The organism is Aureliella helgolandensis, from assembly GCF_007752135.1.
In the GTDB taxonomy this organism is placed as follows: Bacteria; Planctomycetota; Planctomycetia; order Pirellulales; family Pirellulaceae; genus Aureliella; species Aureliella helgolandensis.
Genome location: NZ_CP036298.1, coordinates 3,286,306 through 3,312,309, shown reverse-complemented (window position 1 = coordinate 3,312,309; position 26,004 = coordinate 3,286,306). Strand labels below are relative to the sequence as shown.

The window sequence follows — 26,004 nt, the reverse complement described above, 5'->3', positions numbered from 1 at the left end:
TTCAAAGTTTGCTTGGGGAAGAAAATAGCTAGAAGCTGAAATCGAGGACAACAGGCATTGTAGTAACCCCAACGCAAAACGGCCTCCCCGATTGGGGAAGCCGTTGAGGATTGCATTCGATTCGATCGGTGACCGAGGTCTACTTAGACGTATCTTCCGACTCGGCGTCTTGGCCCAGCAACTGCAGGATCAAACTGCCGCTCGACGACGAGGATTGATTGTAGACATAGTCTGCATCCAATGCTTTCTCGATCCTTTGGCTGGCTTCCATCAGGTGTGCGAGCGTGTAGGGATCGATGCCATTTTCTTCGCTGGCTTCCAAGACTTGGTCAATTTTCTTCTTGATCGAAGTCAACTTCATGATGCAGAGGTTCGAGATCGCTTTGTAAGCGGCCGAAGAACCATTACCAGGTAGAGTCAGGTCGACCATGCGGTCCAAGTGCTCCCGCTGCAAATTCCGTCGCAAGCTGCTGATCATCGGCTTCCTAGCCGTGAACTCACCTTCGGGCGTCTCATCCAACTCTGTCCAGATTTCGTCGGAGATAGCGGTTAGCAATTCCGGCAGGGTAAAGGCATCTTCGTCGGCGGGTACACGAAACTCATTGTCATACACGCGCCGCAGAGTGGTTGCGTTCATCAATAAAGTCAGCGTCGACGCTTGCATCGAGAGGATGCGATCATGCACTGGCCATGTGGGATCGGAACCAAACCCGCCAAAGAAATCCTTGGTTAAGCGTGACAACAGTTCCGGGCTGAGTGCGTAGGCGTCGTCGCGGAAGGTCGAACTGAGGACAAACTCCAGCGCCGTACGTTGGCGTTCTGCCGAAACGACTTCAATGGGGAGTCGCTCGTTAGGATCCCCCTTTTTGTCGCGGTTGACAAAAGCACCCCCAATCCAATTGGCCATCATACTGGCATTCTTCATCTGCAGGCTGAGGGTGAGTTCGTACCCCTGTCGAGCCTTGGTCCAACTATCCCCCTTTTTGACATAGTCGTTCATCAGATTTTTGCGGAAACGCTCGATTAGAATTGCTTGCTCCTTGGCATAGTCCAGCGGTTCTGCACTGAAGTCATAGCGACGCGCCAAAGGATCGGGGCCCGAGGTGTCTTCGTCGGTAGCAAATTGCAACTCGGGTTCGCTGACGCGAGCCAAGATTTTGTCGAGATCTTTGGAAAACGTATAGCCATACTCAATGGCCCACATATCGTATTCACCCAAACCAATCATGGTGTAATCACCTTGGATTTCACCATCCTCGAAATGCAAGTTGATTGGGAGATAGTCCATGACCGAACCGGCTAACGCCTTCTCGGACTTGACTTCCTCACTGTTGATTTTATTCAGAGGATAAATACTACTGGCCTTAAAATTGTGCCGTAGCCCGAGGGTGTGTCCTACTTCGTGAGCCACGAGATCGGCCAAGAGTGGGCCGATAAAGGACTCTGGCATACCGTCCAGCTCAGGTTCCTTCTTCTCTTCCTTCTTAGCTGCTTCCGCTTTCTTTTCTTCTTCAGCCTTTCTTGCTGCCTCTGCTTTTTCGGCGGCTAGCTTTGCCTCATCGGCGGTCGCGTCGGCCTCATCGGCCGCAGCCTTGTCGGACTTTTCATCGCCCTCGTCGTCATCGTCTTCTGCCTTTTCCTCAGCAGCTTCCCGCTTTTTCCTCTTCTTCTTACCTGGCTCAGCGGATTCGACTTCCGTATCGTCGTTCATGAACGCCTCTGGCCCCATGGCCAAAATCATGCGCATGACCGAAGTATCCAAACGACGCCCTTGGGCAGCCATGCAAAGACCATTAACTTGGCTAGTGCGTCCGACGAGTCCGTCGAGCATTTCGTCCCCCAGCATGTGCGTTTGAACCGCATTGGGGTTGCCAGAGCTGCGTGCCATCGTGCGGCGTATTTGCTGAACCACATGCTCGCGCTGGCTGGGCTTCGCGAAACGCACGCGTGGATCCCAGTTGGGATGCTCGGCCAACCAAGCTAGCGTTTCTGCATTCATCCCTTCCATTGCGACCAGCGGCATGTAGTCATCAAAGGACTCATTGAAATACCGAATCCAACCGTCGGTTAGGACGATGTCAGCATCGAGAATTTGCCCAGTTTCCGGATGGACGCGACTTGGGCCAATAGCCGTGCTGACATTGTTGTTCAGCCACCGAATAAAGTTGTAGCGAACATCTTCTGGGTCCTTATCCATGTTCTCGCCGGTCGACTTGTCTTGGTATTCAACCACGATCGCATCGGAGATCCCTACGCGTTCGAAGGCCTTGTTCCAATACAGCACGCCCTGCTTTACCCATCTTCGGTAACGGACTGGGGTGGTGTGTTCTAGGTAGAAACGGATCGGTTCAACCGGAGGCGAAACGCTGAGCGACGGATCGCGTTTTACTAAATGCCAGCGGTTCACAAAATTGATATCAACTTCGTCCTCTTTGTACTTGCCGTAATCGGAGTAGGAGGTCGTGAAGTAACCAATGCGTTGGTCAGCGACGCGTGGGGAATAACCGGTGTTCTCTGGAATTTCGCTGATCGAATAGTAGAGCGTTTGCAAATCGCCGCGCGTACTTGGAAGTTCAAACGCGAGTTCAACGTTCTGCTTAAATGCCTTGGCTTTGACGATCTTGGCTAAAGCCGAATTGCGGCTACGACCTGATGCACCAAAAAACACAGGGGCCTGGTTGACCAACAACAGGTCCCCATCGATGACCGGTCCACCACGAGGCGACATGGTGAGGATGGGTAGGTCGAGCAAGACTTGACCAGTGAATAAGCGGTTTACGGAATCCTTCGATTCCGAGTCTCCACCAGACCGGATGCTCATGTTGGGTGCAATAAGCGCCAAGCGATTGTTGTATTCGCGCCATTGAACGTAGAAATCCCCTGCCTGCAATCCAGCAAAAACTTGCCCGCTGGCGACGGTCAGACCGATAAAATACTTTTTGCTGGCATAATTCTTGGGCAACTCAAGCAGCAATTCTCCCTCTTTTTCTTTGGTATAGAGGGTGTACATCGACTGCGTCGCGTCGCCGGCCGGCTCAACAACTTTGTACCCCTCAGTCACCTTGTCGAATGGCGGGTAGTCAGCTGCTTGAGCGGACGGAAGCATCGTGAATACTGAAATACTTGCAACCCACAGGCCGCAAAGGCTTGAACGCCACTGCATAGCAGATGACCTTTCCCAAAACTGAAAGAGTTTACATCCTCGAATTAATTTCTAGCTTTGTGCTAGTCGCCACCCGGAATACAGTTACCCGTCACCTAAGTTTCCTTGCGGACTTTCACGCAAATTTAGCAAATTTGACGGTTGCGACGATTGCGCATAGAGCGCAAGCTGGGGTACTGCACAGTCCAATAATACCCCCGTTGCGGTTGTTTAGCTATCAGCTGCTGCTATTTGCTCGACTTTTTCAATCGCAGCCTGCCACTCCGCCTCCACCATCCCCCCGACGCGAGCTGCCATTCTAGTCCAGGCGGGAATTGCTAGGGCACGCCGGCAAGACAGCATTTCCGGCCTCCAGAATTCACAGGGTCATCATGCACAGAGTGTCATCATGCACAGAGTGATTCTGGGAGGGGCAGAGGGAACGCAAAATCACCATAGCGGGGGCAGTCTCAGGCCCCGCTGCGCATCTCGATCTGTGCGACTAGATCCTCGCAATATGCCGCAACTTGGGACTCATCGAGCTGCCCACTAACGACATGTGTCGCCTGCTTGCGTTTTTCATTCAGTGGTAGTTGGGATGCCTCTCGATCACGCAAGTGCGTTTCCGTCCAACCCCGTTCTAAAGCTCGACGAGCGCGAACGGCGAAGGGCGTTTCAATAAAAATGATCGCATCGCAGTAGGGTGCCCAGCCAGCCTCCAGCAGCAACGGAGCATCGATGACCACGACCACGGGCGGCTCACAGGCAGCCTGATACTCCTGCAATTTGGCGACCGCCAAAGCGTGAATTCGCGGGTGCACCAACTCTTCAAGTTGCAATTTGGCCGCTTTCGCTACAGGGGTATCACCAAAGACGCACGCCGCAAGAGCCTTCCTGTCGAGAGTCCCATCGGATCGTACAATCGCATCGCCAAACAATTCGCAAAGTCGGGACTGGACGGCTGGATCCTGCAGGACTCGGTGGCCAATCGCATCGGCATCAATCCGCACCGCTCCCAGGGATTCCAAGGCCGCGCCAAAATGAGTCTTCCCAGCGGCGATCCCGCCTACAAATCCGACTACAAAAGGCCGTTTTTTCGTTGGATTCAAACGCATCTTTTTTCCGAGCATCTCAGGGAACTGGCTGCAATCGATCGACCGTTTAGAACGGGTGGCACTGGAATCTCGAATGTACTGTGTTGAACAGTGGTTGCAAATGAGCCTGCCCTCCTTCCCAGGGACGTCCTCAGATGGCTGTGCGTTCCACACCGAATTTGAGTGCTCGCGTACCAGCCGCAGCAGCGGTAGAATCAGCCCGCTTCCTGGAAGACTTGCTCAGCCGTCAACGATTTGCTGCCACCGATGCCGACCACACAGATTGTCTACGATTGTTCCGTTGCCGCTGCGATTCTCCGTGATGGTGGGCTGGTCGCATTCCCTACCGAAACCGTCTACGGATTGGGAGCCGACGCCACGAATCAAGCCGCCATCCAGCGTCTCTTCCTTGCCAAGGGGCGGCCGAGCGATAACCCCCTGATTGTCCACTTGGCTGCCGTCCGCGACTGGCGAATGGCCGCGTCGGAATTGACGGAATCGGCCAAGCAACTGCTCGCTGCCTTCTCCCCGGGTCCCTTAACGACGGTGCTCCCCAAGTCGCCCAAGATTGTCTCCAGCGTCACTGGAGGGTTGAACACGGTAGGTATTCGGATTCCTTTTGCTCCCTTAGCTCTAGAGCTTATAGCTGCGACAAACCTACCGATCGCCGCCCCCTCCGCCAACTTATCAGGTCGGCCGAGCTGCACCACTTGGCAAGCAGTGCTTGAAGACCTGGACGGTAGAATCGATGCAGTCCTCGCCGGCCCCCCCTGTGGCATTGGGCTGGAATCCTCCGTTGTCGACTGCACCTCCCAGCACCCCATTTTGCTTCGCGCCGGAGGAATCAGCCTAACGCAGTTGCAGCAAGTGATCGCAGAAGCACGCGCGCTGCCAACGACTTCCGATGCGGCGGGAATTGGACTCGCTTCCCCTGGCCTGCGCCATCCTCACTACCAGCCAACCGCCCGGGTGATCTTAGTTGGGGAGGATGCCTTGGCAGAACTTCCTCAGCAACCATCACCTGCAGAGTCAGCCTACTGTGGTCTGACTCCCCCGCCGGATGATTCCACCCTCGCCTATATTCAGCTCTATCCGTCGGTTGAGGATTATGCGCGAGGCTATTACGAATTCCTCCGCGAAACAGACCGCCGCCATCTGAGAACCGCATTTGTAGAGTTGGTTTCGCCGACTGAAATTGGCGGAGCCCTACGCGATCGCCAGCAGCGTTCTGCGGCTCGCGAACTCTGAACCGCCCCTCCACCACTTGCAGCCTCTGCGTTCAGCTCTCTGCGCAGGCTCCATGCGCAGGCCACTAGCCCGGAATTGGCGGAAGGCGGCAGAATAGCCAGCGGGGGCAGCTCTTTTCCAGAACCATGCCGCCCTTGTTGAAATCGCAGGCCGCCGGATGGGGGCCTGATGAAATCGCCCCCACGCAGCGTAAGCAAGGCAAGGTGAATGCCGCTCCACGGCAATTTTGAGCACTGCCTGTGCGTTCGACCGAAAGATGCTTTTAAATCGGCAGTCTGGATAGGCACAGCATAGGTCCCATGCACTTTCCGCCCGCTGCCCACAGTTGATGATTCGCACAGCTGCGCACGATTCACACCCGCGTGACTGTAGCGCATAATAGGCCCTAAGGTCCGACCAACGGACATCGTCCCGCCCTACCCCAGCACCCCCGCCAAGAAGCCTGAACCACATGTTTCCCATCTTGCGTCTGTTTGAATTCACGAGAAGATTGTCAAATCTGGCCCGCTTCTCTGCCCGCCTCCGATCGACCTGCCCCGCAAGCCAAGATTTCCAAACGAATCTTGCGGGTCCGCTGGGCAGGAGACGTCCACCGGCGCAACTCATCTTCGATCGTCCTGCCGCCCAAGTCGCGACCCTTCTGCTCGCCGCATCCACTGTAGTCGGTGGGGTAGATTTTCTCCGAGCAGACGAGGCCAAGTTTCAAGGTGCGGCAGAACCCTCAACTCAGGCACAGGACTTTGGCGAGGGAGTTCGCGAATCCGACTGGCAAACCCCGGCCCAGGAACAGGCCAGTTTCCATCTACCACCTGGGTTTGAAATTAATCTGTTTGCTGCTGAAATGGATATTGCCAAGCCGTTGAACATGGCGTGGGATCCGCAGGGACGGCTTTGGATTACTTCCACCGTCGAGTATCCCTACCCGGTTCGTGACGGCCGCGAACCTCGGGACCAAATATTGATTTTGGAGGATACAAACCAAGATGGGCAAGCGGACAAGACAACCGTGTTTGCTGACAAGCTGAACATCCCGATGGGCCTTCTGCCAGTCCCTGGAGGAGTCATCTGCTTTGACATCCCCAATCTCTATTTACTCCGCGATACCGACGGCGATGGCCGTGCCGACGACCGCAAATTGATTCTGGGCCCCTTCGATACGACGCGTGACACACACGGAATGATCAACGCGTTGCGTCGCGGCGAGGATGGCTGGATCTATGCTTGCCACGGATTCAACAATCACTCCCAAGTCACTGCGGCGGACGGTTCGAGCATTAAATTGATGTCTGGAAACACCTTCCGCTTTCGGGAAGATGGTTCTCGAGTAGAACAATATACGAGTGGGCAAGTCAATCCATTTGGAATGACCTCCGACGAGTGGGGCAATTGGTACACGGCAGACTGCCATAGCAAACCATTGACTGCCCTGTTGCCCGGAGCTTGCTATGAGAGTTTTGGACGTCCCCACGACGGCATGGGTTTCGCGCCGGATATGATGCAGCACTTGCACGGCAGCACCGCGATCAGCGGCCTTATGTACTATCAAGGAACTGCCTTCCCTCCTGCCTACCGCCAACGTTTTTACAGCGGCAATGTGATGACGAGTCGTATCAATGCCAACGAACTGGTGTGGCAAGGGGCCACTGCGACCGCCCGAGAACTTCCCGATTTTCTAACCTGCGATGATCCATGGTTCCGCCCCGTCGATATCCAAATGGGCCCCGATGGTGCGCTCTATGTTGCCGATTTCTACAATAAGATCATTGGCCACTATGAGGTTCCGCTCACCCACCCGGGTCGAGATCGCGATAGTGGTCGCATCTGGAGAATTTCCTACGCTCAGAACCAGCCGGCAACGGTTCCACCTCTGGCGACTGCTACACGGCTCTCTGACATTGACGTCCAACTTACCAGCGTCAATCCCATGCGACGCAGGGCAGCCGTGGAAACATGGCTCCAGGCGTCCTCCAACGATGCCGGCAGCGAAGAGCTAAACCGTCTATTTGCCGGGAATTGGGAAGCGAGTCTCCGTAGCACCCTAGAAGACCGCCAGGGGGCCCAACTGAAGCGAATCAGCGGCTTGGAAATACTTTGGCGCAGCGGGCGACTGTCGGCAGAGCAATTGGTGGCTCTCTTGGAACAGCAACTGCAAAGCGACTCCGGTGCTTCAGCGTTTCTGACCGCTCGACTATTGCACTTGACGACCGAGTTGCCGCGCAACCAAAAGCGAATTGCAGTACTCCCTAGAATCCAAACGGTCGCGCGCGCGCTGCTCCTTCAAGCCAACACGCCTCACCTTCAACGGGCAGCTGCACTTTCGCTGGGAAGCACCAGCCAGCATCCAGAGGATGTCCTGCGCCTGCTGGAGTTAGCCTCACAAGTCCGAGTTTCCGATCCAGCTCTCTCACACACGGCGAGGCTGGCTGCCCGCAACCTGTTGAGCCGGCCAGCGATCGTCCGCACACTCTCCGATCAATTGCTTGGGGACGAGAGCACCGTATCGCAGCCCCCGCATCAATCAGCGACGATGCTCAGCGAATTTGTCGGCATACTCCCCGGGCTCGCCTCTGGTGAGGCAGCCAAGACGCTGCTTCAATACGCAATTTCACCTCGCAATACAGATTCCGCGATTACACAGCAAGCATTGGATTTAGGCCTGCAACATATCACGACCATCAACCTCGCCGATCTATTGGCAGCCATTGACCGCCTCAGTTCCACCTCCCACTTGGAGCCCGACCAACACCTCGAGCAGGCTAAACTCTTTGGGCAACTCAGCGCGGTCTACCTCCAGCATGGGCATGCAACATTGCCTGATGAACTCGACGCCTACCTAGATGCATTGCTGAATCAACTCTGTGGCGAACTCAGCGAATCGCTGCAAGCCAACGGGCCTTCGCTTGCTTGGTTGGGAAGTCCCACATGGCCACCGCAAGAGCGACCTGCCGCGGACGGACAACTTTCACCCCTACGCTCTAGCTTTGTATTGGGCGAGGCTTACACGGGTGCAATTCGGACGGAGCCGTTTGCTTGCCCTTCCGTGCTTGAGTTTTGGATCGCCGGCCACAACGGGACACCAAGCGAACCGGATCAAAAGCTCAATAGGGTCCGACTGCGGCAAGCCGGGACAGAGGAGATCCTGATGCAGGCCTTTCCGCCTCGCAGCGACACCGCTCAAAAAACTACCTGGGATCTAACACCTTGGGCCGGGTCGGAAGTCTATGTCGAACTGGTCGATCAAGATGCGGCTGGAGCCTTCGCTTGGATCGCAGTGGGGAGGTTCTCAGAGCCGTCATTGGAGTTTAGTAGCACCACCCAACAGGTTGCCGCGATCAACCAGCTGTTCGAATTGGGGCAGTACACCGACGCGCAATCAAAGTCAGCGCGCGCTTGGCCTCCCCGACTCCTACAGCTTGAATTAGGAGAGCAACAGCGCGTCCAGCTCATGGGGGCAATGCTGGTGGGTGCCAAGCTGCCCCTACCTGCGAAACTGGCGAAACAGGCGTTAGCACTCGGACGCACCGACTTGATTCAGTCCAGTCTCCTGGACTCTGCAGGCGTTGGCCAAGACGCACTGCTGCAGCTCGCGCGAGAGCTTTATGCATCCGCCGCCGGACCCGAGCAAAAAAAGCTCACAGAAGCGTTCTTGGTTTCAGTAGAGGGATGTGAGCTGCTCGTCACTCTAGCCAACCAAGGAGCAATCCATGCAGGTTCCTTCCGTGGTCAAGCGGGGCTGTTACCCGCCAAGCTCGCGCAGCAAGACCGCGACGCATTGGAGCAGCTGATCGCCGCGGCAGAGAAAACCTCAACGGATGAAGACCTCGCGGCTAAACGCCTTGCGACGATCGACTGGAGTCAAGCCGACACCGCTGTTGGTAAGCAGTTGTTTACTCAGCACTGCGCAATTTGCCACCAGCTGGGCGGCGAGGGAAAATTGATTGGTCCTCAACTCGATGGCGCCGTCGTGCGTGGCCGAGATCGCTTGGCTGAGGACATCCTAGAGCCCAATCGCAATGTGGACGTTGCGTTTCGTTTGACGTCGCTGCTCCTGGAAAGCGACACCGTAATGTCGGGACTTGTCAAGGAACGGGCAGACGGACGCTTAGATGTCACTCGCCAGGACGGCCAAATAGTGACACTCACCGTCGAAGAGGTGGCAGAGCGACGCGATACGGACAAGTCGTTGATGCCCGCCAACATGGCGGACATTCTCAGCGATGCACAACTTGCATCGCTCCTCCGATATTTGACCGAGTTCAAGCCGCATTAGTTTGAAAGTTGGAAATCAAACTAGTCGGTGTGCTATTGAACCGTCGGCATGCCCGCCCCAGGGAAGGTAGCGGTGGGCATGCTACTGTTCGTGCCCGATTGTTGGTAAACCGCCGGGTTGGCTGGCGTGGTCGGCGAGGCGATGGTCTGAGCGGTTTGGTAGAGCTGGGTGGCAGACTGGTAGGCAGCTACAGCGCTTTGGGCCGTCTGTCCATTGCCCAACCGTGCCATCAGGTCGCGAGCTTCTTTCAAGTTGGGATCGACTTGCAAGGCCACCTGCAGATGCTGCTGTGCGGCAGCGATGTTCTGGTTGGTAAAGTGCAAGTAGGCCACTTTGTAGTTCGCTACTGCTGGTGGGAACACTTGTTCGAGTTGCTTGACAGCTTCATCCGAGCGTCCCGTGGAAACCATCATTCCGGCCAAAGTATCTCGGTATCGAGCGTTGCTAGGTTCAAGCTCGATAGCCTTCTGCACCGTCAATTGGGCTTCAGCTGCCTTGTTCTGCTGCTGTTGAACGATAGCTAATTCGTTGTACAGCGAAGCTTGCGGCTTGAGTGCAATTGCCTTTTGGAAAAATTCGTTCGATTGATCCAACTGCCCCTGACGAGCGTACAGCCGAGCAGTTGCAAGTAGGGCCGCTTCGTTCTTCGGTTGCTTCTCTAAGGCCTTGGTGTAATTGTCGAGAGCCTTGGCAAAGTTTCCTTGGGATTCATAAAGCTGACCTTGAGTGACCCAGATCTCAGGCCCCAAGTTGGTCGGCATGTTCGACAAACTGGTCTCATCCACCTCGCCAGAAGGTGTTGTGAAGCTCGAGGTAACAACGTTCTTGGCCTTGGTCGCTGCACTGCTTACGACGGTCCCCATCGTTTTGAACTGCCCTGCGATTCCTTTGCCAGTATTCGTCACACTCGACGCAAAACTGGCCGTTGGACTACTGGAGACCATGGCATCCGCCGGATCGGACTTAGACCAACCAAAAGGAGCTTTCATAGTTGCACAGCCACTAGTGCCAAGGGAGACCACCGCCATTCCGAGGAGTGACAAGTGACGGACACGCTTGAAGCTGATCGATGGGTTCATGGTAGTGAAGCTCCTGGACATAAGGCGCAAATCGGGAAGATGGATAGCGACGTACCGCTGGCATCCCGCGCTGCCGTACCAACTGTTGTTACCGTCATAATCGGCCCCAGGCTCCGAGGTGCTTGAGTTGAAACCGAGCCGGGAAAAGGTTTCTCGCCAGAAAGAGCCAAACCTGCTTAGCGATGGCAGCAAGGCCTAGAAGAAGCCCCACTGTAGTTAGAAACTGCCTATTCAGGCGATCGCGTTACGCGCTCGCGGGCCGGCGAACGAATCGATACGAAACGCACCTCCTCGACTGACGGACGCTGAGCTAGCTAGACGGGCAGTGGACGGTCGGAGCCGAACGCCGACGCGTTGAAACCGAATCCTCCGAACCAGTTCGGCCGGTGGTCCTGCGGCCCTGGCGCCCCCCCACTGTGTTACTCCAGAAAGTGCCGCTCTAGAAAGTGCACCTCTCGACTATGCCGCTCGCCGCGACTGGTGGGATTCCTGAGGTTCATCGGCAGCTACGGACTCATATTCGTGGATGGCTGAAATCGCTGACGAACACTTGAGGAGTTCCCCACAGGGACTGAAGTACTTGATTTCATCCTCCTCCAGGAACCACACGACTTCGTAGCTATCGCATTGGAAACGGCGACCGCAAAACAGCCCATTGCGAATCAACAGGGATTCACTCAAGGATTCGACCTGTTGCGCTCCGAAAGCTCCAAGCTGAGCGGCAACGACTTTGCGAATCTTCTCGACTGGTGTGGATCTCGTCATGAACTCTGCCAAATTCTGGTGGGACATACCTCAAGGTGGCGCAATAGGCCTTTGGGTAGTCTTTCGACCATTGAAGCACTACAGTCCAGACAAGTCGTTCCAAGAGATAAACTCGACGCATTCTACCCAAGCTCCCAGTGGCTTAGCATGCAAAGCTTGGGCGAGCACGCTCAGGCCCGGGAACCTGACAATTGTTCCACAGGCAGGTCTCCCCGGACGACCTCTTAATGCTGTCATTCGTTCGAAATTGTAGGCGTCGTAAACTTTATCCAGCCCTAACTTTGCTCAATTCTCGGAAACGATTCATGTCGATTGCGGTCGCTGCGGGTGGAATGGGCTTTGTCCTAAGCGTGTGCGTTGGATACTTTGCTGTGTAGTGGTTCCAGTTCAAAGCTCGGAACCTCGGCAGGCCCCAGGATGGTCGGTTGAAACAGAAGTTCACTCATGCACTAGTCGGAGCGGCAAGTTGGAAAATTCTCGCGAAACGGAACCTGCATTGGAAGTCGACGTCAGGAACACTTCGACAGAAACAGAGGTAGACTCAGGCTTTGAGACGGTACAACTAGCAGATGCCGCCCCGGTTCCCAGTCAACCTGCGGACATTCAACCTGCAACCAGTGAAACAGCGACCAGTGAACCTGCCACCGCAGTCGCTGATGGCGGAGAACCTGTCGCCAGTGAGCTTGATGCCGGAGAACAGTCGTTGAGCGAATCGGTGGACGGCGAGCCTGTGGCAGGCGACGGGGCAACGGACATCGCCTCCGCGAGCGAAATCGACGATCCGAAAAGCCTTGAGTTGTCCGAAGAGTTCATTGGGCGTTGGACGACGTTGATCAGCACAACGAACTGGGAGAAGGGCCAAATCATCCAGCAGTGGCGCGAAGCGCTGATGGGTTCAGAATCCCCAGTGACCGCCTATAGCGACGAAGCCTGGAGCCGGCGTGTTGGGGGAGTTACCGCACAACACGTCGGACGACTGCGTCGCGTGTCAGAGCGGTTTGGCGAGAGCCACCCTAGCTATACGGGTCTGTACTGGAGTCATTTCCTCGCCGCACTCGATTGGGACGATGCTGAGCTTTGGCTGGAGGGCGCAGCCCAAAGCCACTGGAGCGTGTCGCAAATGCGACGCACCCGTTGGGAGTCGATGGGGGGAGATCCCGCGAAATCCCCCAGCGATGCAGACATTCAGCATGCGACTGACGACGAGGACTTTACACCACTTTCGGAAGTCGAAGAGGACAATGGCTCCGGCAAAGACCGCCAGGTAGCTGAGGGACCACGTTCCGAGGGCCCCGACTTTGGTGACGAAAATGATGTCGCCCTAGCCGCACAGGGGACAGAGGCACCAGGAACCGAGGTCGAGGACAACGACGATCTACCCTGGGAGGAAGATGCGAGCTCGACCGAACCGGTAGACTCCCCATTCGCCCGCCTACCGAGCCTTCCCGTCGACATGGCAGAGGCGCTGGAGCAATTTAAGCTAGCAATTATCCGGCACCGAGCCAATTCATGGAGTGAGGTCAGCCAGGACGACTGCGTCCAAGGCCTGGAGGCACTGCGGCTATTCGCTCTGCAGTAAGCCCTCGCCTGCCCCAGGCGTTAATAGCCAACCGCGTTCCCCACCACAGAGTGGGCCTAACGCGGAACGGTTTGCGGGTGCGCACCGCGTTCAGCCCCTCGGCCTCCGCCAACTCCCTCGCCCCCTCCCGCACACCTAGCCAGTCGCCCCACTGCCATACCGTCTCGCCTAAGAGACACGGCCCCGGGGGGACGGCCCCGGGGGGGACAGTGCACACTCGACCCCACACTCGACCCTACCCAGTGGGGGCGCTTCCCGGGGAGGGGACAGAGCCCACCCGCCAGGCGGTGGCGCCCCCTGCGCCCCGGGGAGACAGTGCGCCCCGGGGACAGTGCACAGTGTCCGTGTGGTGCAGCCCCCCCCTCCGAAGAGGTGTCGCCGCAGGGCAACCGCCTCGCTACTTGGGAGCATTTTTTGACGGGGACACTGCACTTTCGCACCACGGTCGCGCCCCACCCAGGGAAGGGGAGGCGACAGACTGGGGACAGTCACCTACCTCATTTCGCTGCAGATCCATGCGGCACCGGGGACAGTGTAGAACGACTAGGTGACAGTGCACGTTGTCCGTCCCAGGACAGTCTCCTGTCGCTCACGCCCCTCCCTAGGGGCAAGGTGAAGGGCGGGGGTCCGTCTGGGGACAGCCCCCTGTCGCTTGGGGACAGTCCCCTGCTGCCCTGTGGTTGCCGCGCAGATCCATGGGGACAGAGCGTTTCCGCACGGGGCAGAGCTCTACCGCTGCCATTGGCATCTTGGGAACATAGCACTCCCAGACTCTTAGCACTCTCAGACTCTCTGCAGCATGGAGACATAGCACTTCAGCCTAGCGCTTCAGCCCTCGGTACTGGGGAGAAAGAGCACTTCAGTCAGAGGACAGCGTACAGGCTTGAACGCTGCGTTCGTTGCAGTAATGGCGACACTGCCCTGGCGTGGAGCTTCGCAATTTTGCTAGAGGGTAGCGTAGGCCATTGAGAATATGAGTCCAAGAAAACGGATTTCTTGGTCCCTGGCTTTAGGGCACACCACGCTGTGGATGACTGCGGGCGAAATGCAACACGTCCTCCGATTCCGGGGGAACGAAACGTTGCCTGACAGCACCTATCCTCAATCCACGAAGTGCGCCCAAACTGACCAATCGTTGCCTGGTGAAATGGATAATCTACCAATGCGTTACAGTGCGATCCCCATCGTTGTCGTTGCCCTTTGCATATCGTCCTTCGACTCCGAGACCGCGAATGCCCAGCAAGCCGTGTTTGAGAAAGTCAAGGGCCTGCTCAGCTCGAAGCCTACCACCGTAGAGCAGGTTACTTGGTTGCGTTCCGCTCAAGAAGCTGCCGGTGAGAGCGCAAAGACAGGTAAGCCAATCCTTATCTATGTCCGTTCTAAGAGCTGTCATTACTGCGATTTAATGCAGCGCAACGTCTGGGAAGATCCCGAAACGGCAGCGGCGATCATGCGTGATTTCATCCCTCTAAAGCTCACGCGCGAGGAAAATCCAGAAGCCATCGAAGCATTGCAAATCCAAGGTTATCCCGCCACACTTATCTTTTCGTCGCAGCAGCGTTTTCTGGACCGAATCGATGGTTATGTTGAGGCACCGAAATTCCTTCAAGCCGCTCAGCGGGCGAGGATGGCGGCCGGCACAGGTTCGGTCGTCCGCTAGCGCATGTCCCGCATGCGTTTGCGAGCTTGAGAAAGAAGTGGGCCAACGCTATTTTCGGGAATGCCCATCTGAGTGCCAATTTCTCCATAGTTGCGATGTTCTAAATGGAACATTCGGATTGCGGTCGCCTCCCCTTCGGGCAATTGTCCCAACAGGCTCCGCACCTCATCCACGTCGTCCAACCCCAACGAGTCATTTGTCTGCTCAACCGCCTCGGGTAATGCGTCCGAAGGAAGGGCAGTCGTTCGTCGAACTTGGGACAGTTTGCGAGTTGCAATCCGCCGCGCGACGACCACCAAATACGTCCCAAGCGAGCTGTTCCCTTGGAATCGTCTCAGCACCGCATAATCGTTGTCGACGAAACTGAGCAAGACCTCAGCCACCACATCGTCGCGAGCCTGTTCAGATAGCTCGGTACATCTCAACTTGGCTGAAGAATTGACAACATGAGTGATCAAGTGGATATACCGCTCAATAAACTCTTCCCAAGCCCCCTCAGTTTGGTTGAGGCATTCAGATATCAAGCTTCGATCTAGATCGGACAGGACCACGTGCGCACTCGAATGGAAAAGCTAGTTGGTTCGCCTCGAAAATCCCTTTAGGCATTTCCATATTAGGTCGTGTGAATCCCACAAGCAAGGCTTACGAGCCCTCTCAAACAAGCTTTATCTTCTTACCTAGCAAGCAGTTAGCTTGACATGCTAAGATGGGAGACTTAGGATCACGAAATAATTCCTCAGCAATGTTACGGAATCTAAGTTCACAAAGTTGATTTTCTGTTCGATATTCGGTCTAAAGGGACAAGGTTTCTTTTCCTAGGACCGCAGTTTATTAAATACTGGTGGCAATCTCAGAAGCTAGAAAGGTTTCACCGAAATGACTCACGTAGTTGCTCAACCCTGCGACGGATGCCGATATACCGATTGCGTAGTAGTTTGCCCAGTCGAATGTTTTTACGAGGGTGAGAAGATGCTCTACATCCACCCAGAAGAGTGCATCGATTGCGAGGCTTGCGTCCCCGAATGTCCGGTAGAAGCCATTTTCCACGAGGACAACCTGCCAGAAGAGTGGAAAGATTACCTACAGCTTAATGCAGAAAAGTCGGAGACCTGTGAAGTAATCACAGAGAAAAAGACTCCATTAGCCGAAGATTAAGGTAGTCCTCCAATTTGGTGATCAGCAACGGCGTTTTGCTCCTCAGGAGCAACGCCGTTTTTTGTTGGGAAACCACAATTGAGGCGAGAAGGGATGCGGGAAGGCGTTGAGGCAGGTATGCACGCTGCGTTCAACCATTATCCGACGAACGAACCAGAATAACGCGTTGCGGAAAACGAACCGCGGCGTTATCTTAGCGGGCTGTCTCTGCCCCTAATGTTTGGGGGTAGTCTATTTAGTGAATTTGTGTCTGTCTGTGTGCGACTGCCGAAGGCTTGCTAGTGGAGCCTGTGTAATCACGTAAGTTGGATGGAAGCTCGGTTCGAGCTGGTCGTCCAATTGCGAATGCATGGCAATTCAGACAAAGAAAAGGGAAGATTGGAAGACGATGGAAAGCGAATTTGTCAAGAAGCTGATTGAAGCGGGCGTTCACTATGGTCACCGAGTTAGTCGGTGGAACCCCAAGATGAAGCCGTATATTTACGGCAAAAAGAACTCCATTCACATTCTCGATATCCGTGAAACACTTCGCGGGCTGATGCGAGCCAAGAAGTACCTCAACCAGGTTGCTGCCGGCGGTAGCTTGATTCTGTTCGTTGGTACCAAGCGTCAAGCCACCGATACCGTGCAAGAGCAAGCGGAACGCTGCGGCATGCCCTTTGTATCGGAGCGCTGGTTGGGTGGAGCACTTACCAACTTCCGCACCATTCGCAATCGTCTGACCCGCCTCGAAGAGCTCGAAAAAATCCGAGGCTCGGATGAAATCAATACCTATTCGAAGAAAATGCAATCTGCATTGAATCGAGAATACCGCAAGATCTATCGCAACCTGAATGGTTTGCGGAGCATGAATCGCTTGCCAGAATGCTTGGTAATCGTCGACCCTACCAAGGAACGCAATGCGATTCGCGAAGCCAAGCGATTGGGCATCACCACCTTGGCTTTGATCGATACCGACTCGGATCCAGATTCCGTAGATCTGCCGATTCCAGGTAACGACGACGGAATCCGTTCGATTGAGCTGATTCTCGGCCAGCTTGCCGACGCCGTACTTGCTGGTAAAGCCGAGAACCCTGAGCTAAGCAAGAAGGGTGACACTCCAGAGATGTCTTCCGAAGAGGCCGAAAAGGTCGAAGCTTAAGCCCGATAGGCAATCACTATTCCCCACGTTTCGAACCCGCGTCGTTCGAACGTGGTCTTGTATCGTAACACCCAAACGCGAGTGCGCCCCACTTTCGCCATTGCGATCTTGGTGGCTTGGCGCGGCGTGATCTATTAATTCCAGTAGTTGGAGACGTTTCGAATGGCAGATATTACTGCAGCCAAAGTTAAATCCTTCCGCGAGCGTACCGGCTTGCCCTTGATGGAATGCAAGTCGGCCTTAACTGAAGCGGGCGGAGACGAAGAGAAGGCCTACGACATCTTGCGGAAGCGGGGCGAAAAGCTTGGCGACAAGCGCTCCGATCGCGAAACGGCCTTTGGTCGCTTTGGCCTCTATTGTGGGTTGGACAAAGCAGTTGGTGCAATCGTCGAATTGAAGTGCGAGAGCGCGCCGGTCACCCAAAACGAAGAGTTCATTCGTTTAGCAGACGATTTGGCGAAGGGCTTGGCTGACACCGACCAAGAGATCACGTCGGCAGACGAGTTGCTCGCCCTTCCTTCCCCAAGCAAGCCCGAGATGACCCTGGGTGAGCAAAAGGCGGAACTGTTCAATCGAATTCGCGAAAAGTTCGATGTCGGACGCATGAGCAAACTATCCGGCTCCTGCGGCGGCTACTGCCATAACAGCGGTACCGTGGCCGGCGTATTGATCCAAGTTGCCGGTGGTTCGGACGAGACCGCCAAGGACGTTGCCATGCACATTGCTGCCATGCGTCCCGAAGCGTTGAGTACTGAAGAACTCGACAAGGCCACCATCGAGAAAGAGCGTGAGATCCTGCGTGCTGCCGCGCTTCAAGAAGGCAAGCCCGAAGGTATTGTCGACAAAATGGTCGAAGGCCGATTGCGTCAATTCTTCGCAGAGCGAGTACTTCTAGAGCAACCGTTTGTTAAGGATGACAAGCAGTCCGTGGGCCAGTTCGCCAAGGGCAACGGCATGGAGATCAAGAAGTTCGTCTCCTACGTTTTGGGCCAAAGCTAAATAGCTCGGCAAAAGCAATTTGAACGCAAGCCCACGGAAACGACTAGTTTCCGTGGGCTTTTTTATTGCCATGCCCCAGCCGATAGTGCCCGGTACCGAGGGCCAAGAGTGCACACTGTTCGGAGGACTCCTGGAATGGGGGCAGGGGTCAATCTAGTGAGCGGAGGAAATCGGTGATATCGGCAAAGGCGGTCTCGGCACTATCAAACAAGCTCGACAAATGCAGGAAGGCATGGAGCATACCCGGGTAGCGCTTAGATCGCCCGCGAACGTTGGCGCTGGCCAAGCTAGCAGCGAAAGCCTCCCCCTCGTCCCGCAACACATCGTACTCAGCCGTCAGGATAAGGGTTGGGGGAAGCCCCGCTAGTTCGTGGCCCAGCAGAGAGGCATAGGGCTTCGTCGTCTGCAAATCAGCATGGGCACTCTCTCCCAGGTACTGCTCCCAAAACCATTTCATCGCCTGCCGTGTTAGCCCAAATCCAGTGGCGAATTCTTCGTACGACTTGGTGTCGGCAGCGGGAGAGACAACCGGATAGATCAAGACTTGTGCGTGCAATTTTGGCCCCGCCGAATCGCGAGCTCGAATTGCAACAGCAGCTGCCAAATTCCCGCCAGCGCTATCACCAGCCACGATGATGCGTTGCGGATCAAAACCGAATTCCTCAGCCCGTTCGGCGGCTCGAATCGTGGCCGCAAAGCAGTCATCAAACGGGTGTGGATAGGCCGCCTCGGGGGCCAGCCGATAGTCCACCGAGACCACGCACGATTGCGTCTCGTTGGCAAGCCGGCGGCAGAGTGCATCATGGGTGTCGATGTCTCCGAGCACCCAGCCGCCGCCATGAAAATAGACGATGACCGGAAGTGGCCGACGGTCGCTGGGCCGATAGACCCTAGCTCGCGCGTGCTCGGTCCATTGCACCGTTTGCACTTCATGCATCGCTTGGGGCTGGCCGAAATAGGGCAGCATGTTGCTGTAGCCAAGCCGCGCCTCTTCGAGTGGCATATCGCTCCAAGCGGGCGGAGCCTTCTCCTCGATCTCTTTCAGGAACTGCGCGGCTTGGGGGTGGAGCGTCATAACTTGAGATCGCTTGTGATAGGTGATGTTGCAGTAGCGTGGGCACGGCATCTCCAAGGAATGGATATCCCCAGAAAGTGGATGCGGCAAGTGCCTGCCCTAGACCGGTGCTGGCGGAAAACAGGAGCGGGGAAAATTTTGCAGCGGTAAAGTGCAGGCCTGCTTGAGATTGTAGCAGCCCCAAAAACCTAGGCGAAGTCTCCCTCGGTGCCCGTGAAGTCCGCTTCAATCGCTACAACACCTCCTGGATAGCTCCATTGCTGGGAGCCGCCACCCACATACACCCCACTCGAGCTACTCGCCCTCGAACTTTATTGAGTACACTTGAACTCCTTTAAACGCTTATCTAATAGTCCTGTGGCGGGAGGCGAGAGTTTCGCTCGCATGCCCTCACTTCACGGGTTTCGTGACACACCCAATCCCACGATTCCTCTTAGGAAGGGAAGCCGATCAGCACGTTTTCCCTACTGGTGATCCTTGCAACGCAAACTTACAGGAAAATCGTCGATGCTTAGGCGAGTTCAATGGCTGACATATTGTGCTGCTTCGATCACCGCAGCAATTGGACTCCTGGGGTTCTTCCCAATGGCCCCGGCTCTGGCCAGCAAGCCCACCGAAGTGACTCTGCCACAGGTCCAATTGATCAATCAGGCCATCGAGCAGCAATGGCGCGCATACGAGCTCACGCCAGCTGAACAGGAAGAGGATGGTAAGTGGTGTCGGCGAGTCTACCTCGATCTCGTTGGACGCATCCCATCCTACGAGGAACTGTTGCAGTTCATGCGTGACCGCGATGGAGACAAACGCGAGAAGCTGGTCAACCTGTTGCTTGAAGATAGCCGTTACACGGAGGAGTTTGCCAATCACTGGTCGTCGGTCTGGAGCAATATTCTGATAGGCCGCAGTGGCGGCACGGCGCGGAACTCTTTCACCAGCCGAGAAGGGATGGCCAAGTACCTGCGTGACTGCTTTGCGACCAACCGCCCCTACAACCGCATGGTGTATGAACTGGTTACAGCTACCGGCACTACCAAGCCGGGGACAGAGGGTTTCAATGGCGCGGTGAATTTCCTGGCAGACAAGGTCAACAATGAAGACGCCACGCTCGCAACCTCGTCGACATCGCGTGTTTTTCTAGGTCAGCAAGTGCAGTGCACTCAATGCCACAACCATCCCTTCAACCAATGGAAACAGCAAAAATTCTGGGAGTTCAATGCCTTCTTTCGGCAGACTCGGGCGTTACGCCGCTTCAGCCCGGGCACGCGCGACGTGGATTTTGTCGAATTGGTCGATCAAGACTTTGCCGGTGAAAGCGGCGTTCCCGCGCAGGCTGAGATTTATTTTGAAGAGCGAAACGGGCTAACACGCGTTGCCTTTCCAGTATTCATTGACGGTACCGAAATCGAGAAGAGTGGCTACGTATCCGAAGTCAATCGCCGCACCGAGTTGGGCAAGATGATTGTCAGTAGCCAATATCTCGACAAGATGATCGTCAATCGCATGTGGTCTCACTTTTTGGGATACGGCTTTTCCAAACCTCTCGACGATTTAGGGCCCCATACGGTGGCCTCCCACCCTGAATTGCTCGAGACCTTGGGGCAAGAGTTTCGCAAGTCGAGCTACGATATGCGTGCCTTGATGAAATGGATTGTGCTCAGCCGGCCCTACCAACTCTCCACCAAAATCACGAGTGGCAACGAAGCGGATGACCCTGCAATGGGGGAGCCTCCACAATTTAGTCACTTTTATTTGCGACAGATGAGTGCAGAACAGCTTTACCAATCGCTAATCCAAGTAGGAGGCGAGGCGCGAGGGTCGCTCGAGCAGCAGCAAGTGGAACGAGATCGCTGGCTAAATCAGTTTGTGGTAGCGTTCGGTACGGACGAAGGAGATGAGGCGACCACCTTTAACGGCTCCATCCCTCAAGCCTTGATGATGTTCAACGGCGATTTAGTCAAAAGAGCGACCTCCATTGAATCGGGATCATGGCTCGGCAAATTGGCTCAGTCGCCCAGTCGTATGCCGGACAAGGTGAGCTCCTTGTTCATCGCTGGGCTGGCGAGACCGGCCACCGCTGGAGAGTTGAAGGTTGCGGCGCAACTGCTGCAAGCTCGCAAGGGACGCGTCGAAGAAGCGTTGCAGGACTTATGGTGGGCAATTTTGAATAGCAATGAGTTTATTTTAGTCCAGTAGCGCGGCACAGACTGAGAGCGGGCGGTTCGCCTCCCATGCTCAGCTTTGAACAAGCTATCGCTTTGAGGCTAATTCATACATGGAGAGTCAATACGATGCTGTGGTCCAATAGCCAAACTCCGCTCGGCATGAATCGCCGACATTTCATGCAGCATGCGATGGGCGCTTCAACCCTGCTCGGGGCCTCGCTGGCAATGGGCAACTCTTTGCGACTGCATGCAGAGGAATTGCGTAAATCGCGCAAGTCGGCCATCCTGCTGTGGATGGGAGGTGGACCTTCTACGATTGATCTATGGGACATGAAGCCTGACGCTGCCACCGGCGGTCCCTTTCGTCCCATCAGCACAACAGGCGACGTGCAAATCTGCGAGCATCTGCCGCTGATTGCCCAGCAGATGAAGCACTTGTCGGTCGTGCGTTCGATGAATACACGCGAAGCTGACCACGATCGGGGCCGCTATTACATGCACACCGGCTTCGTCCCTAATCCCAACATCGAACACCCGAGTTACGGAGCGGTTGTCGCGCACGAATTGATGGCCCAGCAGCGAAACTCGCTGCAGATCCCACCGTTCATTTCAGTCGGAGGGGCTAGCGAAGGTCCAGGGTTCCTGGGGATGGGCTGGGCCCCATTCTCGGTCAGTAGCGACGGGCGCATCCGCAATCTGGAAATGGGACTGCAAGATCAACGCATGATGCAACGCATCAGAGCACTTGAGTTCCTCGAGAGCAATTTCGTTGCACAGCGTCGCGGTGCGGCGGCCGAAGATCACAGGAAGATCCTGCACAAGACTGTCGAACTGATGACCAGTGAACAGATGGCCGCTTTCGAGGTAGCCCAAGAGCCGGAGGCAGTGAAAGAGCGATATGGGGATACCGCGTTCGGCCGCGGCTGCTTGATGGCTCGCCGCTTGGTCGAGGTCGGCGTTCCGTTTATCGAGGTAGATCTCGGAGGCTGGGACAATCACCAAGGTATCCACGCCACACTCAAGGACCAGCGTCTGCCTGTCATGGACCAAGCCATGAGTGCACTGGTCGAGGACCTCAGCCAACGTGAATTGCTGCAGGATACCGCAATCATTTGGATGGGGGAGTTTGGTAGAACCCCCACCATTAACGGAGACGCTGGTCGCGATCACTGGGCACGCTCTTGGAGCGTCGTGGTGGGGGGAGCAGGCATGCCTGGCGGACTTGCTATCGGTGAAACCGATGCCGAGGGACGACGGGTAGTCAGCGAACCCTATTCCGCAGAAGATTTGATGGCCACGGTCTGCAAGTCGCTAGGCATCTCGATGGAAACGACTTACCAAAGCAAGAGTGGCCGGCCCATGAAAATCGCGAACGGCGGCAAGATCATACGAGAACTGGTATCCTAGAAGGCTATGCAAGTTAACGAGAGCGACACTGAGTTAGAGTTGACAGAATTGGTCCAACGCCATCAAACGACGGTGTGGAGGTACCTGCGCGCCTTGGGAGCAGAAGCTGCCCTGGCAGATGATCTAACGCAGGATACGTTTTTGGAAATTATGCGGCGACCACTCAAGCAATTCAGCGACGCCGCTACGGCGAGTTACCTCCGTCGTGTAGCGCACAACCTTTTCATCACGCGCAGGCGTCGCGATGGACGCATGACCGTCACCGATCAGGTTGAGCAGATGGAGAACGCATGGATGCGGTGGGCAGGCTTCGATAGTGGAGAGCATGCCTTGGACGCACTACTGGAGTGTTTTTCACGCCTCACCCATCGCGCACAGCAGGCGCTCAAAATGCGGTTCAGTAGTGACGAGACACGACAGGCGATCGCGGAAGCGTTGAACATTAGTGAGCACGGCGCCAAGAATTTGATGCAACGAGCCAAAATGCAATTGAAAGAATGCGTTGAAGTGAAGCTGCAGTAGTTCCGTCCCCTGAGCTGGGACCCTAACTTGCAAAACTGAGAATATCCTGCTCGTCCAGGTAGATTTTCAATATCGACGAAATAAAGCAATGAACGAAGAAACTGGCCAAGCAGGCCTCAACGAGAAGATCCTCGACGCATTTCTCGAAGAGATGCTCACCGAGCAACATCCACCCGACCTCACCGAGCGTATTCGAAATGCGTGGTTGGCCGAGCAGGCGGCGCTGCGCAACAACTCCTCAGCCGCTCCCCTGCCCGAATTGGTTGCCTCGCGCCCCGTCCGCCCAGGCATGGCCGCCGCTGTTGGTGAAGTTCTGGAGTCTAGCACCAACTCCCGCACACAGTCGGGTAAATCAACGGTGCAACATCGCAAAGACCTCAAACGAAAACGCCTCGAAAGAAATCGCATTTTTGGTTCGTGCCTTGCGCTCACCGCCACTGGCCTGCTCGCGTTTATGGGCTGGAAAATTCTTGGTCCTGATGGATTTCCTCCCAACGCTGCACCACAGCAAGTCGCTGTAGACGGAGCCGCCTTGTCGCCGAAGAAGCAGGCGGACACAACTCCTCAAGTGGCCGACAACTCCCAAGCCCAGGCTGCGTCAGATCTCCCCACAACTCCCGGGGAAGCAATCGATATCGACGACCTTCCGTTTCAACAGCCAGCGCCGCTCGTAGCGAAAAGCAGTGAGAATGCCGCGAAGGAAGATCTGCGCGTAACACCCCTACCAACATCCCAGATCGTAGCTCATATCGATTCCCGATTCGAGGGATTGTGGCAAGAACTAGGAGTTACCCCGCGGGAGCGTCTTCACGACCGGCAATTGTTCACCAAGTTCTTCTCAGCATTGGGAGCTGACGAAGCGTTGATCAATTCGGTGGCGAGCACCTTGCCTACCGAGAAGGATTCAAACACCCCTGAGACGTGGTTAGCCCAAACGCTTGCCCGTCCACCGCTGGCAGAACTCTTGGCGGAGCGTTGGATCCGTCGCTGGTTCTCAAGTAGTCCGGCGAATTTCGAGTCTCCCTCGGTGGCTGCATTGGAACAACAAATGGTTGGCCGCATCACCGGTCATCAACCCTGGAACGGGGTCGTTGTGGATCTTTTCGGCCAAGAATTGGAAGAAGACTCGAGCTCGTATGCTTTCGTAAAGTCATTTGCCGGTGGGGGCAATCACCGCCTCACCCAACGGATTGGCAAGCATTTCTTGAATACCAACCTCGGCTGTGTTCGCTGCCACGACCCGCGACTCGGGAAGGAGCCGAATTCGGAGCTGGTACAACAAGAAAGCTACTGGTCGCTACTGGCGATGTTCAACGGCATTGAAACCGAGGGTGCGAGACGGCGCAATCGTGATGTTGTCGATAACCAATCAACGCTGTTTGCGGACCAATCTCCCAAAGTCTTCTATGACCTCCTCGATGGACACCTGCGGTCGGCCGAAGCAGCTTTGCCCGATGGCACCCAGTGGCGCACACCGCAGAATCAACTGCCCCGCAAGGCGCTTGCAGAGTGGGTGGCCAAGTCCCCCTACATGGACCAAGCAACAGTCAACAGTGCTTGGGAAATCTTGACCGGAAGGCCACTCGTTCCCCAGGTTCGCGATGTGGAAGTGGTTGGCTTAGAGACGCGGCAAGCTCTCCTGAGCACGCTGGCCGGTCAGTATCGCGCTCACAATCGCGACCTCACTGAGCTATTGGGGTGGATCGCTGCAAGCCAAGTTTTTGCGCGCTCGCCTACCGAACTGAGTCAGTTGGAATGGTTGGATGCGAGCGAGGCAGAACTGGAGAAACTTAAGCTCGCTGAACTCGTGTTTGCAGCGGCTCCCGCTGCTTCCCCTGCGCCTCGCAACCTAGAGGAGACGTTGACAATCGCATTGCAGTGGCGCGGAGGACATGCGCAGCAAGACCGAAGTGCATTGGCCCAGTTTGGCCCCTCCCCAGCCACCGACAAGAAGAACTCCAAGAATAACAAGAACGCACCGGAGCAATCCCAGGGCAGCAGTGCTGGAGCCTCCGTCATGCCACCGATTGACTTTGCCATATCTAGCAATCGTCCAACTCCTCGTGAGTTGGAGTATATTCAGAAGCTGTTGTCCTCGCAGCGTCTTAGCTGGGAACAACGCGTTGAACACATCGTCGGTTTGAACCTCGATTACTCCGCGAATGAGCAAGTGAGACAACTCGCCAACCGGTTGCTACAAGAGCATTCCGGGAATGCTGAAGCAGCCCTGCTCGATTTGTTGTGGGCAGTTGACTCCGCCAGGGGCAACTAGCCGACAGCCCCGCCAGTCGACTTTGCAGTCGCGTTCCGCGCGCCCTTCTGCCCCCTTGCTGGTTGAGCCTCTAGGCTCCCACATTGTTCTGCACTGTCATTCCGCATCGTTCCGCACTGTCGTTCCGCAGCAGCGCTTTGCTCGCCGATTTATCGGAACAGCTCTGCTCGGTTGGCCTCACGCGTGCTCCCTGCAGCCTAAGATCGCTGCAATCGCTATAAGTTTGCCCATCAATCGGGGGATTAGTACGCAGACACGGGGAAACCGGTGCCTGCGGGCCCAAGCGTATCCTAAGAATACGTATACGAATTGGATGGTCTCACCACCTCTCTGGATGTGGGGGATGTGAGGATCTAGGGGCAGATTTCGACGATTCAGTACGTCAAGACGCGGCGCGTACCCGTACGCCGCTGCGCACATGCGGCAAACGGCAA

General features: G+C 55.7%; 17 protein-coding genes. 11 read left to right on the top strand and 6 right to left on the bottom strand.

Annotated elements, in window-relative coordinates; genetic code table 11:
• Positions 1–139: 139 nt before the first annotated feature.
• Complete coding sequence (locus tag Q31a_RS11825; protein WP_145077795.1) at positions 140–3,163, bottom strand: zinc-dependent metalloprotease; 3,024 nt, start codon at positions 3,161–3,163, stop codon at positions 140–142.
• 449 nt (positions 3,164–3,612) lie between these two features.
• Positions 3,613–4,257: a dephospho-CoA kinase gene (gene coaE, locus Q31a_RS11820; RefSeq protein WP_197356744.1), complete on the bottom strand. Its 645-nt coding sequence runs from the start codon at positions 4,255–4,257 to the stop codon at positions 3,613–3,615.
• A gap of 246 nt (positions 4,258–4,503) precedes the next feature.
• On the opposite strand from coaE, the gene Q31a_RS11815 reads away from it, so the two are divergent.
• A complete protein-coding gene (locus tag Q31a_RS11815; RefSeq protein WP_145077791.1) occupies positions 4,504–5,484 on the top strand; it encodes an L-threonylcarbamoyladenylate synthase in 981 nt (326 codons plus the stop codon).
• 451 nt (positions 5,485–5,935) lie between these two features.
• Entirely contained in the window at positions 5,936–9,754 is a 3,819-nt protein-coding gene (locus Q31a_RS11810; RefSeq protein WP_145077789.1) for a PVC-type heme-binding CxxCH protein, read from the top strand.
• Between the two features lie 32 nt (positions 9,755–9,786).
• On the opposite strand, the gene Q31a_RS11805 is transcribed toward Q31a_RS11810, so the two are convergent.
• Both Q31a_RS11805 and Q31a_RS11800 read right to left on the bottom strand, forming a co-directional pair.
• Positions 9,787–10,743, bottom strand: coding sequence for a tetratricopeptide repeat protein (locus Q31a_RS11805; RefSeq protein WP_197356742.1), 957 nt, complete (start codon positions 10,741–10,743; stop codon positions 9,787–9,789).
• 549 nt (positions 10,744–11,292) lie between these two features.
• The gene (locus Q31a_RS11800) at positions 11,293–11,598 is read right to left on the bottom strand and encodes a hypothetical protein (protein ID WP_145077785.1); all 306 of its coding nucleotides are present in this window, start codon (positions 11,596–11,598) and stop codon (positions 11,293–11,295) included.
• A 466-nt stretch (positions 11,599–12,064) separates the two neighbouring features.
• Here Q31a_RS11800 and Q31a_RS11795 point away from each other — a divergent pair, with 466 nt between their 5' ends.
• Positions 12,065–13,177: a hypothetical protein gene (locus Q31a_RS11795; protein ID WP_145077783.1), complete on the top strand. Its 1,113-nt coding sequence runs from the start codon at positions 12,065–12,067 to the stop codon at positions 13,175–13,177.
• A gap of 1,147 nt (positions 13,178–14,324) precedes the next feature.
• The gene (locus Q31a_RS11790) at positions 14,325–14,837 is read left to right on the top strand and encodes a thioredoxin family protein (RefSeq protein ID WP_197356731.1); all 513 of its coding nucleotides are present in this window, start codon (positions 14,325–14,327) and stop codon (positions 14,835–14,837) included.
• On the opposite strand, the gene Q31a_RS11785 is transcribed toward Q31a_RS11790, so the two are convergent.
• The gene (locus Q31a_RS11785) at positions 14,834–15,361 is read right to left on the bottom strand and encodes an RNA polymerase sigma factor (RefSeq protein ID WP_197356729.1); all 528 of its coding nucleotides are present in this window, start codon (positions 15,359–15,361) and stop codon (positions 14,834–14,836) included. The genes Q31a_RS11790 and Q31a_RS11785 overlap by 4 nt on opposite strands.
• Before the next feature lie 352 nt (positions 15,362–15,713).
• Here Q31a_RS11785 and Q31a_RS11780 point away from each other — a divergent pair, with 352 nt between their 5' ends.
• The 3 genes from Q31a_RS11780 to tsf all read left to right on the top strand — a co-directional run bounded on the left by Q31a_RS11780 (position 15,714) and on the right by tsf (position 18,132).
• Entirely contained in the window at positions 15,714–15,992 is a 279-nt protein-coding gene (locus Q31a_RS11780; RefSeq protein ID WP_145077777.1) for a ferredoxin family protein, read from the top strand.
• Between the two features lie 388 nt (positions 15,993–16,380).
• On the top strand, positions 16,381–17,133 hold the full coding sequence (gene rpsB, locus Q31a_RS11775) for a 30S ribosomal protein S2 (RefSeq protein ID WP_145077774.1): 753 nt from the start codon (positions 16,381–16,383) through the stop codon (positions 17,131–17,133).
• A 162-nt stretch (positions 17,134–17,295) separates the two neighbouring features.
• Entirely contained in the window at positions 17,296–18,132 is an 837-nt protein-coding gene (tsf, locus tag Q31a_RS11770; RefSeq protein WP_145077772.1) for a translation elongation factor Ts, read from the top strand.
• A 148-nt stretch (positions 18,133–18,280) separates the two neighbouring features.
• Here the strand turns inward: tsf and Q31a_RS11765 are convergent, their stop codons facing one another.
• Positions 18,281–19,207 carry an alpha/beta hydrolase gene (locus tag Q31a_RS11765; protein ID WP_197356727.1) on the bottom strand — a complete coding sequence of 309 codons (927 nt, stop codon included), beginning with the start codon at positions 19,205–19,207 and terminating at the stop codon, positions 18,281–18,283.
• Positions 19,208–19,792: 585 nt separating this feature from the next.
• Between Q31a_RS11765 and Q31a_RS11760 the strand changes: the two genes are divergently transcribed.
• The 4 genes from Q31a_RS11760 (at position 19,793) to Q31a_RS11745 (ending at position 25,570) form a co-directional block, all read left to right on the top strand.
• Entirely contained in the window at positions 19,793–21,400 is a 1,608-nt protein-coding gene (locus Q31a_RS11760) for a DUF1549 domain-containing protein (RefSeq protein WP_145087169.1), read from the top strand.
• Between the two features lie 95 nt (positions 21,401–21,495).
• On the top strand, positions 21,496–22,776 hold the full coding sequence (locus Q31a_RS11755) for a DUF1501 domain-containing protein (protein WP_231691164.1): 1,281 nt from the start codon (positions 21,496–21,498) through the stop codon (positions 22,774–22,776).
• 6 nt (positions 22,777–22,782) lie between these two features.
• Positions 22,783–23,298, top strand: coding sequence for an RNA polymerase sigma factor (locus Q31a_RS11750; protein ID WP_145077767.1), 516 nt, complete (start codon positions 22,783–22,785; stop codon positions 23,296–23,298).
• An 88-nt stretch (positions 23,299–23,386) separates the two neighbouring features.
• A complete protein-coding gene (locus Q31a_RS11745) occupies positions 23,387–25,570 on the top strand; it encodes a DUF1553 domain-containing protein (RefSeq protein ID WP_145077765.1) in 2,184 nt (727 codons plus the stop codon).
• Positions 25,571–26,004: the final 434 nt, after the last annotated feature.